Source organism: Thalassotalea fusca, assembly GCF_053485835.1.
On record NZ_JBQRUN010000001.1, the window covers coordinates 13,785 to 26,516 of the forward strand.

At 38.4% G+C, this 12,732-nt stretch carries 18 protein-coding genes; 5 read left to right on the forward strand and 13 right to left on the reverse strand.

What is annotated here, in order from left to right; all coding sequences use genetic code 11:
- Positions 1-16 precede the first annotated feature (16 nt).
- Positions 17-2,320, reverse strand: coding sequence for an LPS-assembly protein LptD (lptD, locus tag ACSLUK_RS00055; RefSeq protein ID WP_448546439.1), 2,304 nt, complete (start codon positions 2,318-2,320; stop codon positions 17-19).
- A gap of 181 nt (positions 2,321-2,501) precedes the next feature.
- On the opposite strand from lptD, the gene ACSLUK_RS00060 reads away from it, so the two are divergent.
- From ACSLUK_RS00060 to djlA, 3 genes are read left to right on the forward strand one after another with little or no spacing between them, the layout of a single operon-like run.
- Positions 2,502-3,497: an aminoglycoside phosphotransferase family protein gene (locus ACSLUK_RS00060; RefSeq protein ID WP_448546440.1), complete on the forward strand. Its 996-nt coding sequence runs from the start codon at positions 2,502-2,504 to the stop codon at positions 3,495-3,497.
- Positions 3,498-3,499: 2 nt separating this feature from the next.
- Positions 3,500-4,168, forward strand: a complete 669-nt coding sequence (gene murU / locus ACSLUK_RS00065) for an N-acetylmuramate alpha-1-phosphate uridylyltransferase MurU (protein ID WP_448546896.1) — start codon at positions 3,500-3,502, stop codon at positions 4,166-4,168.
- 43 nt (positions 4,169-4,211) lie between these two features.
- A complete protein-coding gene (gene djlA, locus ACSLUK_RS00070) occupies positions 4,212-5,015 on the forward strand; it encodes a co-chaperone DjlA (RefSeq protein ID WP_448546441.1) in 804 nt (267 codons plus the stop codon).
- 92 nt (positions 5,016-5,107) lie between these two features.
- Here the strand turns inward: djlA and ACSLUK_RS00075 are convergent, their stop codons facing one another.
- From ACSLUK_RS00075 to ACSLUK_RS00120, 10 genes are all read right to left on the reverse strand, one after another.
- Complete coding sequence (locus ACSLUK_RS00075) at positions 5,108-5,575, reverse strand: GNAT family N-acetyltransferase (RefSeq protein ID WP_448546442.1); 468 nt, start codon at positions 5,573-5,575, stop codon at positions 5,108-5,110.
- A gap of 184 nt (positions 5,576-5,759) precedes the next feature.
- The gene (locus tag ACSLUK_RS00080) at positions 5,760-6,194 is read right to left on the reverse strand and encodes a hypothetical protein (RefSeq protein WP_448546443.1); all 435 of its coding nucleotides are present in this window, start codon (positions 6,192-6,194) and stop codon (positions 5,760-5,762) included.
- Between the two features lie 72 nt (positions 6,195-6,266).
- Positions 6,267-6,809, reverse strand: a complete 543-nt coding sequence (locus ACSLUK_RS00085) for a YcxB family protein (protein ID WP_448546444.1) — start codon at positions 6,807-6,809, stop codon at positions 6,267-6,269.
- A 117-nt stretch (positions 6,810-6,926) separates the two neighbouring features.
- Positions 6,927-7,439: a thioredoxin family protein gene (locus ACSLUK_RS00090; RefSeq protein ID WP_448546445.1), complete on the reverse strand. Its 513-nt coding sequence runs from the start codon at positions 7,437-7,439 to the stop codon at positions 6,927-6,929.
- Positions 7,440-7,565: 126 nt separating this feature from the next.
- Positions 7,566-7,913 carry a hypothetical protein gene (locus ACSLUK_RS00095; RefSeq protein ID WP_448546446.1) on the reverse strand — a complete coding sequence of 116 codons (348 nt, stop codon included), beginning with the start codon at positions 7,911-7,913 and terminating at the stop codon, positions 7,566-7,568.
- Between the two features lie 161 nt (positions 7,914-8,074).
- Entirely contained in the window at positions 8,075-8,422 is a 348-nt protein-coding gene (locus tag ACSLUK_RS00100) for an energy transducer TonB (protein ID WP_448546447.1), read from the reverse strand.
- Between the two features lie 99 nt (positions 8,423-8,521).
- Positions 8,522-9,091 carry a hypothetical protein gene (locus ACSLUK_RS00105; protein WP_448546448.1) on the reverse strand — a complete coding sequence of 190 codons (570 nt, stop codon included), beginning with the start codon at positions 9,089-9,091 and terminating at the stop codon, positions 8,522-8,524.
- Positions 9,092-9,218: 127 nt separating this feature from the next.
- Positions 9,219-9,512: a hypothetical protein gene (locus ACSLUK_RS00110; RefSeq protein WP_448546449.1), complete on the reverse strand. Its 294-nt coding sequence runs from the start codon at positions 9,510-9,512 to the stop codon at positions 9,219-9,221.
- A gap of 147 nt (positions 9,513-9,659) precedes the next feature.
- Positions 9,660-9,920 carry a Txe/YoeB family addiction module toxin gene (locus tag ACSLUK_RS00115; protein WP_448546450.1) on the reverse strand — a complete coding sequence of 87 codons (261 nt, stop codon included), beginning with the start codon at positions 9,918-9,920 and terminating at the stop codon, positions 9,660-9,662.
- The gene (locus ACSLUK_RS00120; protein WP_448546451.1) at positions 9,913-10,167 is read right to left on the reverse strand and encodes a type II toxin-antitoxin system Phd/YefM family antitoxin; all 255 of its coding nucleotides are present in this window, start codon (positions 10,165-10,167) and stop codon (positions 9,913-9,915) included. The genes ACSLUK_RS00115 and ACSLUK_RS00120 overlap by 8 nt, the downstream gene beginning before the upstream one ends.
- Before the next feature lie 451 nt (positions 10,168-10,618).
- On the opposite strand from ACSLUK_RS00120, the gene ACSLUK_RS00125 reads away from it, so the two are divergent.
- Both ACSLUK_RS00125 and ACSLUK_RS00130 read left to right on the forward strand, forming a co-directional pair.
- Positions 10,619-11,119 carry a transposase gene (locus ACSLUK_RS00125; RefSeq protein WP_448546452.1) on the forward strand — a complete coding sequence of 167 codons (501 nt, stop codon included), beginning with the start codon at positions 10,619-10,621 and terminating at the stop codon, positions 11,117-11,119.
- Entirely contained in the window at positions 11,116-11,415 is a 300-nt protein-coding gene (locus ACSLUK_RS00130) for a hypothetical protein (RefSeq protein WP_448546453.1), read from the forward strand. The genes ACSLUK_RS00125 and ACSLUK_RS00130 overlap by 4 nt, the downstream gene beginning before the upstream one ends.
- Positions 11,416-11,683: 268 nt before the next feature.
- On the opposite strand, the gene ACSLUK_RS00135 is transcribed toward ACSLUK_RS00130, so the two are convergent.
- Positions 11,684-12,001: a hypothetical protein gene (locus tag ACSLUK_RS00135; RefSeq protein WP_448546454.1), complete on the reverse strand. Its 318-nt coding sequence runs from the start codon at positions 11,999-12,001 to the stop codon at positions 11,684-11,686.
- 130 nt (positions 12,002-12,131) lie between these two features.
- Entirely contained in the window at positions 12,132-12,689 is a 558-nt protein-coding gene (locus ACSLUK_RS00140) for a CPBP family glutamic-type intramembrane protease (protein ID WP_448546455.1), read from the reverse strand.
- Between the last annotated feature and the right edge of the window lie 43 nt (positions 12,690-12,732).

A 12,732-nucleotide genomic window follows, 5' to 3' on the forward strand; every position in this document is an offset into this window, starting at 1 on the left:
AACTTAGTTTCTATTTCTAGTTATTTAAATAGTATGGGCGTTTATAGCCGAATATACTGTCGTTAAACATATCTTGGGTACTAATAGATGACATATTACCGTTTAGCCCTTTGAAGACAAACTCTAACATGAAACCACTATCAAATTCATCGCGCTTTTCAATAGAAGATGTTTGATCATCTAAATTAGAGCTAATATGTCGATGGTAGGCAACACGTACCGCCCAACAACAACTTTCATATTGCAATCCCAAGTACGATTCTAAATTACGTTTTTCTTGCAAATCTTCAGTCACACGAGCAACTAACTGCCAATTTTCGTTAATAGCGATATTGCCCAAAATAGAGGCTTGCTCAAGTGTAGTACCTGAGACATCTTCACTGTATCGATGGTTCAATTGAATTGACTGATTATTTTCAAATTGGTAATCAAGCGTACTTTGACTGCGATTGGTATTGTTGTTTTTGGTATTGTATTGGATGTCGCTCGAAAACTGCCAATTTCTGCTTAGCCTAAATGCAACTTCCGAAGCGAGTACCGATTCGTCGGCTAATGCGCTGTCGCTTGCTGATTGGACATCATTGATGTCGTCGACATAAACAATACGACCTAGGCTGAGGCGGAAACGTTCGCTATTGTTTTCATCGAGAATGCGCGTGGTTATACCCCATGAATATTGATTGGCTTCGGCAATTCTGTCTAAGCCACTAAAACGACGGTCACGAAATAGGCCGGCAAAATCGTCTTGTAAGCTAGTGGTGTCGTATAGCCCGATATTGCTTTGATCTTTGTTTGGTATGTAAAGGTATTGTAGCTGTGGCTCTAGTGTTTGTGTGTAACCTGACTTCCAGTTACTCATGTCACGGTCAAAGTTAATTCCGCCATGCAATCTTATTTTAGGCAACGTACGGCTAACATCTTCTTCCAGTGAACTCATTGGTGCAATACGTTCTTGTTCATAATTTGTTTGTAGTAATCTGAATTCAGACGTTAAAAACCAGGCTGGTGTAGAAATAGGGAAAATGGCACCGGCTTCTACATGGTAGCGATTTGCCTCAGGCTGCGATAAATCATCAGTTTTAAATTGAGTAAGTTCAGAGTAAATATCAAACTGACCATTGGCGAATGGAATGTCGATAAATTTCGCCAATTCAATATGTGGCACTGTCTTATAACTTGATTGATGGTCACCGAGTACTTCAAAATCTTGCGCTTTGATGCTGGCCTGCCAATCCTCACCAAAATAGGCTAGCTCGCCAATTTGGTATAAATACGTGTCATTGGTATTGTATTGGCTACTGTCGAGGTCAATAAGGTAGTTATCATCACTAATCGTTGTGTAATCAACATGGGCGCGAAAGTTTTCAGAAAATGTCCCTGTATGTTCTAAGCGTACTAAATAGCGTGGATCATTATTACTAACGAGTTCTTTATCTTCATTGAGATATTCAATATTTAATTCGCCTGATTGTTCGCCACTTAAGTACCTGAATTCGGTATTAAGTTGTAAACCCCTTTTACTCATTAGTCTCGGCGTAATGGTGGCGTCCATGTTCTCGGCAATATTCCAGTAATACGGCACTTCTATTTCTAAGCCAGACTTTCCAGATGAACTAATGGTAGGGTAAAGGACACCAGATTTACGTTCATTGGTGACTGGAAAAGAGAAATACGGCACGTAAAGAATTGGCATACCAAACAATTCAAATCTAGCGTTGTAGGCTTCCCCGTGGTTTTCCTCCACTGAAATATTGATTTCGCTCGCTAACATTTGCCAGTCGGGCACTTCGCCATAACAAGTTGTAAAACTTGATTGTCTGAGGCTAATAACGCCGTCTGCGGAAACAAAGATTTCGCTAGCACTACCGTGCCCAGGATTATGGTTTAGCTGATAAGAACTGTCTAATAACTGTGTTGATTTTGACGCTTTACTGGCACTTAATTGCGAGGCAAAAATATTAATGCCTTTATTTTGAAAATGAATATTGCCATCGGCACTGATTTCTGAGGTGACTCTGTTCACCATTAGGCTGTCAGCGGTAATTGTTCTGTCTTTGCCAAATAGCTTTACTTCACCCGTAAAGTTGGCAATTTCATTTTTGATGGCATCGGCTGTATTGGAATAAATACGGTAGTCTTGTTTACTGTTTAGCGCTCGTTCAGGTGTAATGGTTGGATGAACTGGTACGGGACACACTAAGGTATTATCAGCAGATGATGTAGTTTCAACCGTGTCGTTAACATTGGTTGACTGCCCCAATACGGACCAAGGAAGTGCACTACATAATAAAAGTATCAAATGTTGACTGGAAAATGGCATCAAATGTCCGGAAAAGTCGAATTATTCAGCTATGAAAATTTTTTGCGTATTCTAACGCTTAATACCGCAATAATATAGCAATTTTATTTGAAGTGCGAATTGGTTATATTTAACGATTCTGTATAATTTGCGGGTGCGCAGTGAGCGCCATTTTTATTAAGACTTATTTTGAGGAAATGCATTGCTAGATTTGCGGCTTGATGCGCTTTTACAGTGGCTAAATAAACAATTTGATACAGATAATATCGACATCGAAGCACTTGATGGTGATGCTGGCTTTAGACGGTATTTTCGCATTCATGTGAATGGTAAGTGCTATATTGCGGTTGACGCGCCACCTGACACATGTAACAACCCCTCATTTGTCGACATAGCACAACGCATGCGCGCAGTTGGGGTGAAAACACCTGCAATTCATCATGTTGATAAGGATAAGGGGTGGTTTTGCCTTGAAGACTTTGGCAATGAGCTGTTAATTCAGTCTTTAAACGAGGCGTCACTTGCACCAGTTTATCAGGATGCGTTTGGCCCGTTGTTGCAGTTTTCTCGCATAGATACACAGCAACTACCATATTTTGACGAGGCGTTTATTGTTCGCGAATTGGACATTTTTTCTGAGTGGCTTTTAGATAAACATCTCGGTATTTCGCTAACTGCATTACAAGATAGCGCATGGCAACAATGTCAATCTTTGCTTGTAACATCGGCGCTGGCGCAACCACAACAATTCATGCACAGAGACTACCATAGCCGTAATATTATGCGCTGTGCTGACAGCTCGCTTGGTATCATAGATTTTCAAGATGCAGTGCTAGGGCCTATTACCTATGACATTGTCTCGTTACTGAAAGATTGTTATGTGAAATGGCCGCGACAACAGGTGCTCGATTTGTATAGCACTTATCTTGAGCAACTTGATAGTGAACTGGTGGCGAACTACAGCAAGCAGCAATGGATTAAGTGGTTTGATTTAATGGGGATGCAGCGCCACCTGAAAGCGAGTGGGATTTTTGCACGGTTGCATCATCGTGACAATAAATCGCACTATCTAAAAGATATTCCTTTAACGCTCTCTTATATTGTTGAAACAGCAGACTTGTACAGTGAGTTTGCATTTTTAAGTGAACTGATTAGCACTGAGGTGCTACCAAAAATACACCAAGTGGGTAGTAAGTGATGATAAAAGTCATGATTTTGGCCGCAGGGCGAGGCGAGCGCATGCGCCCGTTAACGGATAGCTGCCCTAAGCCAATGCTGAAAGTTAAGGGCATACCGCTGATTGAACACCATATTAATAAACTGGTTGCGCAAGGGCTTTGTGATATTGTGATTAACTGTGCTTGGTTAGGTGAACAGATTATTGATTATTTTGGTGATGGCAAACGTTGGGGCGCTCGCATTCAATATAGTGAAGAGCGAGACGGCGCCCTAGAAACCGCGGGCGGCATTGTCAACGCATTGCCAATAATAGGTGAGGGTGAGTACTTACTTGTTGTTAATGGTGATATTTATTGTGATTATGATTTTTCTACGCTGCCTAAAGTTGATGAGAATATCGATATCCATTTATGGTTGACCGACAATCCTGCACATAATTGCAGTGGAGATTTTTCATTGGTTAATGGCGAAGTGCTTCCTTTATGCCAGCAGGGTGATGCATTAACTTATAGCGGTATTAGCTTGTTTCGATTAGATTATTTCAAGCAACTAAAACAACAGCCAAAAATATTGCCTCTGGGGCCGTTATTACGGGAAGCGAGCGCACAAAGACGTGTGTCAGGAAGTAAACTAGCAGGGCAATGGACCGATGTGGGAACGCCAGAGCGCTTAGCTGCGTTAAATAAATAGCATCTGCTTGAGTGATAAATACAGACTAGAGACATAAAACGAAATGCGAATTTGGGGAAAGATATTTGGTTTCTTGTTTGGCTTCATGCTAACCAGAAACATTTTTGGCGGGTTACTCGGGCTGTGGCTTGGGCACTTCTTTGATAAAGGCACGGCAATCAATTTTGACGGTTTGTACCAAGGAAAAGAAGCCGATCGGCAAGCAGCCTTTTTCTACTGCACGTTCTCTGTTATGGGTTATGTCGCAAAAGCAAAAGGGCGGGTTACTGAACACGAAATAGCATTTGCTAATGCATATATGGATAGATTAGGACTGAGAGGAGAGTTACGTCGTGAAGCACAAGAGGCATTTCGCGATGGCAAAACTTCTGGCTTTCCACTGGAAGCGCGACTAGCAAAGTTTAAAGAAAGCTGCCGAGGCCGTAATGATTTATTACTGTTGTTTTTGGAAATTCAAATTCAAGTTGCCTTTGCTGACGGCAATCTTGAAAATATCGAACGAGAAGTTTTACACAAAATAGCTGGTTCGCTTGGCTTTTCGGCACGGGAGCTTGATCAACTGTTTGACATGATCATAGCAGGTGCCAAATTTCATCAACACCAAGGACAAGGCGCAGCCTCTCCAGAAAGCAGTGAAAAGCAGATTTCTCGTGCCTATCGTTTACTGGGAGTGAAAGCTTCTGACAGTGACAAAGACATCAAAAAAGCTTATCGCAAATTAATGGCGCAACATCACCCAGACAAATTGGTTGCTAAAGGCTTACCTAAACAAATGATGGAACAGGCAAAACAAAAGGCGCAAGACATTCAATCAGCCTATGAAATGGTGCAGGCCGCGAGAAAGTAGCTGGGTTGATGTGGAGCGTCGCATTTGCTTAATAAATGGCGCGCGTTGAATGCGCGCTTTTGCTTAACTATTAGGTGAACCATAAAATCTTGTTATTCACCGATGTCTACGCTCATAACTAACACATTGATACCTTTATAATTGACGCGCTCAATAGGCTTAAACCCGTGATTTAAATACAAGCCACCGGTTAAATCTTCTGTTTGTAGGTATAACTTTTCCACGCCTATTTTATGCGCTAATGATAGTATCTTTTTTACAAGTTTTGAGGCAACGCCGTGCCCTCTGGCTTGTTTAGTCACGTAAACGCCCCCAAGCCAATATTCATACTCAGGGTATAAGTCCATCTCTCTTATTTTTAGCTGTGCAGAGCCAACTAGGTTGCCGTCAATTTTTCCGGTGATAAGAATAGGGGCAACGTCACGATTGACAGCTGCTGATACTTTTTCAACGATTTCATTGAAAGTAAAACGCCCGCTGTCACTACACCATTCATCGAAATACCATTTAGCTACAGTGTTTACTGATGATGGATCATCGGCAAGTAATGAAATGTCCATTTTTCTCCTTAGATGTATCGACGCTAATATACAGCGAAAAACAGCTAAATAAAATTAGCTAACAAGGGGCAGATACCAACTGTTATTTGCTTTTTTAAATGACTGGCAACAACTCAATTTATCTAGCGAAGTGGAACTGTGCCAAGCTTTAACAGTCCCGTATTTCATTGGCTTTTGATAGACACTAGTCTCGTAATTGAGCTGTTATAGCGTCTTGAATTGATTTTTCGTATTCATCATCACTAACCAAATCAAGGCATAATTCTTTCGTGCAATAAGAAACAAACTTGATTGGTTTATTCTCTGTATTTTTAGCCGTCAATTCATAAAGTGTATAAGACTTAAACTGGCTTTCATTAACTACAACATCAGTTGAATCTTTTTTAAATTCAGTGGCCAAATCAACATTATTCAAACGGAAATTATAGAAATACATTGTATTTTGAGAGTCTCTGCAAGCGTATAGAATTGAAAACTCTTTAGATTGTATATCAGCCCTTGCTACACAACTGCTTGATAGCACTAATTCATCAGGAAGAATATGTACAACAACTCCATTTTTGCTAAATGCAGACACTTGAAAAGTAACTAATAGAACTAATATGCTTAAAAATTTCATTGATCCATCCTTTGTATTTATAACGTTTAAAAATTGGAAAATCATAGGCTCCACTGCTATTACGCGGCAAGGCTATGATGTTATTTCTGTATTCATTACCTTGTTGTGTTCATCAACTCTCTGCTTCGAATATAGGTAAAACGCCTCGGCATCTGCTAATTCAGATTCAGGAAATATAAATGCATTTGCTGTATCAATAAAAAGCATAACCAAACCATGAGATCTCACAATTCTTTTAAATAGGAACCATGAGTGTTCTGAAGTATAACCGTCTGATTTAGCGATTATAGATTCATCAGTTAGCCTAAAATAATGCGTACCACAAAATGAACCTTCAATATCTGGTGCAAATGAGGCAAGTAGTACACGAGGTCGATTAATTAAGTGGTTAACAATAATTAGTAAAAAAAGAACACATACAGTTATTGCTGTAGGCCAGTGAAATGAGCTAATGGTGTCAACTGTAGCCATCACAATAACAACCCCTAAAAACCAAACCACTGCATTTATTAGCGTTAACCACCAACCACTATAGTACTTTCTCGGAGCCTCTGAGCCTAAAAATGATTGATAAGATTCCCAGTCCTTTACAGATAATTTGATTTTTACTTCCATACTTTCCTTTGAATACAACGCCAGCATATGTGGCGTTAAAATACTTTGCTAAAACTAGCGGTTCACGTGTAAAAGCCATTTGCTTTCGTCCATTAAGTTGTCTTGTAAGTAGCTACTTTACTCTATTAAATTAACCAACTGATTTTTTGTTAGAGAACCACTTTTTCTAACTAACTCATCACCATTTTTAAACACTAAAACGGTTGGCAAACCTCTTACACCATATAATTTGCTTAAGGTAGAGTTGAGTGACACATCAACTTTAATTACCGTCAGTTTATCAGAGTACTCTTGTGCAATAGTGCTAATAGTTTTATCCATTAATAAACAAGGTCCGCACCACTCGGCCCAAAAGTCGACCAAAACAACGCTATTATCTGCAACTATTTGTTTAAGTTCATTATCTGAACGTACGTTAATAGGTTCACCTAAAGCAGGGGGCTTTTTATTGAGTTTTTTGGAAAGAGCAGATATTGGCCATTTTCCTATTGCTATAAAATTAGTGACAACTAAAGCAATGAGCAATATCATCCAACCTAAAACTTTCACAGGGAATAAATAGACTGATGTGTTTTCGATGAACTCTTCTAAGCTATTCAACTTTCCTGTTATTTTATTTCCTAGACTCAATTGAAACTCCTATAGGGGTAAAGCCTCAATCAGAGGCAAAAAGTTGTTCGCTAAAATTAGCGAAGAATGAACAAAAGCCAACTGTTTTGTTAATCTTGAGCACTTTGTTAGGTTTTATCCTTCACCTTAATGAACTGCCGACTGAATAACGTACCAGATTCCGTTTTTCTTATATATGCCAAGTTCAATCACTGCATCCCGCTTTTCATAGATACCTTTCCAAACGAACCTGAAAATATCTAAGCTTTCGAATCTAGAATTCCTTAACGCACCAAGAAACTCGTAGTCTGTATTCATGCCGTTCCTTTCACGCATACATTTGATGTCATCTAAAAACTGCTCTTTTGAAAAGTTAACAAGGTACTTTTCTTCGTAACGCTTTGTATATAACTCGAAGTTCTTCGTGTTATCTGCTTCCAGTATTTCATTTAAATATTTTTCAGCAATTGCTAGTTCTTCAGAAGAATCAGTCATACTTTTATCCTTGTGTTCGATTTGCTTTTCTCCATGTCTACCATCACACTTTTTTGCCTAACGCTAGCATACGTAGCGTTATAATGCTTGGCTAAAATCAGTAAGGTATGAACGCAAGCCAAGTGTTTTGCGTTCAATACCTAATGCTCATGTATGGACAGTTAATCGCCAAGCTTAAAATCTAGTTGTACTGCAATCATCTTTTGAACTACAGGTTTACCATTTACAACTTGAGGCTCATATTTCCATTTAGAAACAGCCAAAATTGCTTGCTTACTAAATACGTTTTCTGGAATTTCATCAACAACTTTAATGTTGGCTGTTTCTCCACTTTCATTAATATCAAATGATAATTTTACGTACCCTTCAACCTTATCGCGCGCAGCTTGAATAGGATACTTTGGATTGACTCGTTCGATAATTTGAGTTTGAGCGTTGTTATATTTCACTTCTTCTGAACATGCAGTGATAAAAAGTGTAGATAATAGAACTAATGTTAAAAGCTTCATAAAACCTCTTTGTAATGCTAATGTTTTAATATGGAGTGGGAGTTGTTTGCGTGTTCCTGTCCAACTTTTTGGGCGAACACAAAAATTTACTTGCTAGCTTTAAACACACTTAGCAATTGTTGATAAAGCATCTTTCCAAGCCGTCCCAGAATCAAAGTTTTCAACCAACCCGTCTTTAGTGCTTTGACCTATAAATGCTCCCATGCCATGTTCAATCATATAAGTTGGCTGGTATGCTGGTGCTCCTAAGGTCGTTAGGCTCCTACAAATAGCAGTACTATTAGTAGTGATAGTGCTAAGCGCCGCTTGCAGTTTATCCAATACTTCTTTGGGTTGGACACCAAACAAATTCATACGCAGCACACTAATCGCTTGGTGTGCAGTTTTATCGGACACACGTTTAGTGTCAAAAAAGCCATAAGACATACCAGCAAAATATAGTTCGGCAGCACTCGAATAGTCGCTTTTGGTTAAGCAGCTATTTAGTCCAGTAAATATATCAACTGGGTTGTGTTTATTAGTTAATTCATCTACTGAAACACATCCGGCAGGTTTGGGAGACTTTAAATTACCAGTCGCCTCATAATTTGAGATATTACTTTTTGACGTGGAATTGCAGGCTGACAGTAACAGAGCAGAGACGGTAGCCAATATTATTTTTCTATCCATGAGCTAGAAGCCCTCCTTTAAAGCTAACGCTTCAATATTGTGTGACGTAGTTTGGTAATTTTATTGCGCTGTTTGTAACTAAGAATGACAAACTATGGCGAATCACGATTCATTCTTTTGATATATCTTAGCTGTGCCGCATAATTGCATCAGTTATTGCCCAAACGACAAAGGCAACTCCAACGATTGCCTTACCCACTTTAAGCTTGTAATTAGATTGCTTTGCTGTCGACCAAAAGAACAAACTTGTTGGTACTATTACGCCAAAATAGTAAATACCTGGGGCAATTGTACCAATAGAATAATGATTAGCGTAAAACAGAAAGAACATCGCTACGATGCACCCAATAGTAAATAAACCAGATGCAGACTCTGTGAACTCTATAAATCGTTCTACTTTACTTGATGATAATGAACTCAAAATGTACTCCTTTACTTGAGTTTTATTGATGTAGCTAACGCTTCAATAATGTGCGAGTGTAGTTTGACAATTTTAATGCGCTGTTTGCAACTAAAAATGACAAACTATGGCGAATCACGATTAGTTTTCTTGTTAGCTGCCGCCGACTCAATAGTGATAACGACACGAAATGATTGTTAAATAAGTATCAGACACAGCATATACCAAGCGATGTGTTTCATCGATACGCCTAGACCAGAAACCAGATAAATTCTCTTTTAACGGTTCTGGCTTACCAATACCCTCAAATGGGGCGCGTTTTGTATCATTTATCAATTTATTAATTCGTTTTAATGTTTTTTTATCTTGTCCTTGCCAGTAGACATAATCGTTCCAAGCTTCATCTGTCCATGCAAGCTGCCTACTCATCAATTATATCTCGTTCTATTGCTCTACCTGATTTGTATTGTTCAATTGATTTAGCTAAATGAGCAGCATTGGCTGGAGATTTTAGCAAATGAACCGTTTCCATTAAGCTATTAAAATGCTCTAAAGACATTACTACCGCGTCTTCAGCATCCCTACGAGTAATAACAGTATGATCTACATCATTGACTACTTGATCTAATACAGATTTAAGACTATTTCTAGCTTCTGTGAATGAAACCACTCTCATACATCACCTTTGACATGTACTATAAATAAGACAAGTATAGTTTGGTTTTATGATGTGTCCAATATATTGGACATGTATGTGTTTTGAAAGACAGCTAACGCTTCAATAATGTGTGAGTGTAGTTTGACAATTTTATTGTGCTGTTTGCAACTAAAAATGACAAACTACAGCGAATCACGGTTCATTCTCTTGTTTGCTGAATTTTACTCTTTGCCAATATCTTTAGATGATCTACTTTTTACAATACCTATAGAGAGCAAAGCCACAGAAAATACAAGAAATATCACAGCCCCGACAATATCTTGCTCAAATATATTAAAAACTACGCCTAGTGAAATTACTAAAGATGCCCAATAGTATATGTTTGATTTTGATGAAGAGCTTTCCCCCTCTGGCAGAATAGTTGTCACTGTTAAAATTTAACCAGTTATGGGCGGTAAATAGAGTAATAATGCCTCGTTATTCACAAGAAAGAAAAGAAGCTATATTAAAAAAGCTACTACCACCACATTCATTATCTGTAGCGAAAGTTGCAAAAGAAGAAGGTATCAGTGAGCAAACATTGTATTATTGGCGCAAAGTATTAAGAAATTCAGGAAATGTTGTGCCAGATTCAAAGTCTACTTCTGTGCAGTGGTCAGCTCAAACTAAATTAGCAATTGTCGCTGAAACTTATTCGATGACGGAAAATGAGTTAAGCCAATATTGTCGAGAAAAAGGATTATATCCTGACCAAATAAAAGAGTGGCGCAACGAATGTATGTTGGGCTTCAAATCAACTAAAGAACAACAGGCTGAAGCTAAAAAACAAGCCAGAGCTGACAAACAAGAAATCAAAGAACTTAAGAAAGAGCTGCGCCATAAAGAGAAAGCGTTGGCAGAAACAGCAGCTTTACTGGTACTAAGAAAAAAGCTCAGAGCCTTTTACGGGGAAGAATCAGAGGAAGATTGACCTCAACTGATGAAAGGCAAACATTAATCACTTTAATTCAAGCTGCTTGGCAGAATGGCTGTCGGTTAGAGCAAGCCTGTAATGAAGCTGAAATCGATTTACGGACTTATCGTCGCTGGTACAGAAACGGTAAAATACTGGAAGATAAGCGGCCAATATCTTTACGACCAGCGCCAGTTAACAGATTAACAGAGCAGGAACGACAAACGATTATCGATATCAGTAATCAACCAGAATATGCTAATTTGCCACCCACTCACAACTTGAGCCTAAAATTAACTGGACACATAAAATGAAACCAGCCTCCTTGAGTAGCGCCTTGATTGGGTTAACCGATAAATGTCTAGTGCCCCTGCTTTATCAAAAGGACGAGAGGCAAGGCAGGCCGTGATGAGATCACAATAAGAGAGCCTCTATATGTGTTTGCCGTAAGCAACTTGCTTAACGACCACATCGACAGACGAAGTAAACGAGCTTGCTTATTGATTTAACCTTGCCCGTCACTGACTTGAAACGGGCAAAAAAAACACTATTGCTTATTGACAGAGTTACGGCTCATATGTGTTAGGTGTTTTGAAACCTTTGAATTAGATATATACCACCAACGATTGTGCCGAAGGGAACACTTAACAAAATAATGATAGATACTGGCAATGCAATTTTATGAACAGCTTCATTTTGCTTTAATAGATATATCCCACAAAGCAACGCTAGAAAATTAATAGCCAACAATATACTGCTTAACAAAAAAATTGAAGTTGGTAATGATTGAATACTAGGAATTTGTGTTACACCAAATATATAAGCAAATAAAAATGCTAAAACTGCACACGCTCCATAAATGGTAAGTCCAATACCAGAAACCTTAAATTGATTATCCATACTTCTAATTTACCTCCATCCTTTAGAAACACCTAACGCTTTAATAATAGGCAGAAAATTATAGGCTACACTGCCGCCCCGCGGCAAGCCTATGATTTTATGCCCTTATTGATTGACTTATGTTTACATTTTATATATGTGCAATTAATCCATTACTTATAGAGTGAACTATGCTTGTAAAAATATAAGCTTTGTTTTCGCCGTATTTTTTATGTTGCTTGTTATAGCAGTGCGCCAAGATAAGCCCAACAACAAAAGTATAAGTAAGAGTATACCAACCTGCGCCTTCTCGGAATAAATGATAAGAAGAAAACAACAAAGCACTTATAAGAATAAAGTAATAATTAGTTATCTTTACTTTTTTACATATACGAAAGACTATTACACAAAAAATTAATGTTTCAAATAATGGAGCGAAAATAATAGGTGAAATTAGGGTTTCTAAGTTTTTAATAACATTTTGATTTCTAAAAACTAAAGAGTATGACCATTGCTCCGACACCATGGTATTGTGAATAAATATATAGGAAGCTTTTATTATTTTAGTTGTAATAAAAGCTAACAAAGCATAAAACGGCAATTCCTTTATGAGTATACCTCGATAGTTGAGCATAACTTCCTTGTAAACATAACGCCCCAATAGTAAGTGAACCAAGTGCTGGCGGGCGATTTGCTCAGCAAATGGCATGACATGCCTTGGTGAATCTGATTTATTGGCTTGTTAGAAGTTT

What these genes read in the sequence shown, in the direction of transcription:
- lptD (WP_448546439.1), bottom strand. Translation starts at nt 2,320, where the DNA reads ATGCCATTTTCCAGTCAACATTTGATACTTTTATTATGTAGTGCACTT.
- djlA (WP_448546441.1), top strand. Translation starts at nt 4,212, where the DNA reads ATGCGAATTTGGGGAAAGATATTTGGTTTCTTGTTTGGCTTCATGCTA.
- ACSLUK_RS00075 (WP_448546442.1), bottom strand. Translation starts at nt 5,575, where the DNA reads ATGGACATTTCATTACTTGCCGATGATCCATCATCAGTAAACACTGTA.
- ACSLUK_RS00080 (WP_448546443.1), bottom strand. Translation starts at nt 6,194, where the DNA reads ATGAAATTTTTAAGCATATTAGTTCTATTAGTTACTTTTCAAGTGTCT.
- ACSLUK_RS00085 (WP_448546444.1), bottom strand. Translation starts at nt 6,809, where the DNA reads ATGGAAGTAAAAATCAAATTATCTGTAAAGGACTGGGAATCTTATCAA.
- ACSLUK_RS00095 (WP_448546446.1), bottom strand. Translation starts at nt 7,913, where the DNA reads ATGACTGATTCTTCTGAAGAACTAGCAATTGCTGAAAAATATTTAAAT.
- ACSLUK_RS00100 (WP_448546447.1), bottom strand. Translation starts at nt 8,422, where the DNA reads ATGAAGCTTTTAACATTAGTTCTATTATCTACACTTTTTATCACTGCA.
- ACSLUK_RS00105 (WP_448546448.1), bottom strand. Translation starts at nt 9,091, where the DNA reads ATGGATAGAAAAATAATATTGGCTACCGTCTCTGCTCTGTTACTGTCA.
- ACSLUK_RS00115 (WP_448546450.1), bottom strand. Translation starts at nt 9,920, where the DNA reads ATGAGTAGGCAGCTTGCATGGACAGATGAAGCTTGGAACGATTATGTC.
- ACSLUK_RS00120 (WP_448546451.1), bottom strand. Translation starts at nt 10,167, where the DNA reads ATGAGAGTGGTTTCATTCACAGAAGCTAGAAATAGTCTTAAATCTGTA.
- ACSLUK_RS00125 (WP_448546452.1), top strand. Translation starts at nt 10,619, where the DNA reads ATGCCTCGTTATTCACAAGAAAGAAAAGAAGCTATATTAAAAAAGCTA.
- ACSLUK_RS00135 (WP_448546454.1), bottom strand. Translation starts at nt 12,001, where the DNA reads ATGGATAATCAATTTAAGGTTTCTGGTATTGGACTTACCATTTATGGA.
- ACSLUK_RS00140 (WP_448546455.1), bottom strand. Translation starts at nt 12,689, where the DNA reads ATGCCATTTGCTGAGCAAATCGCCCGCCAGCACTTGGTTCACTTACTA.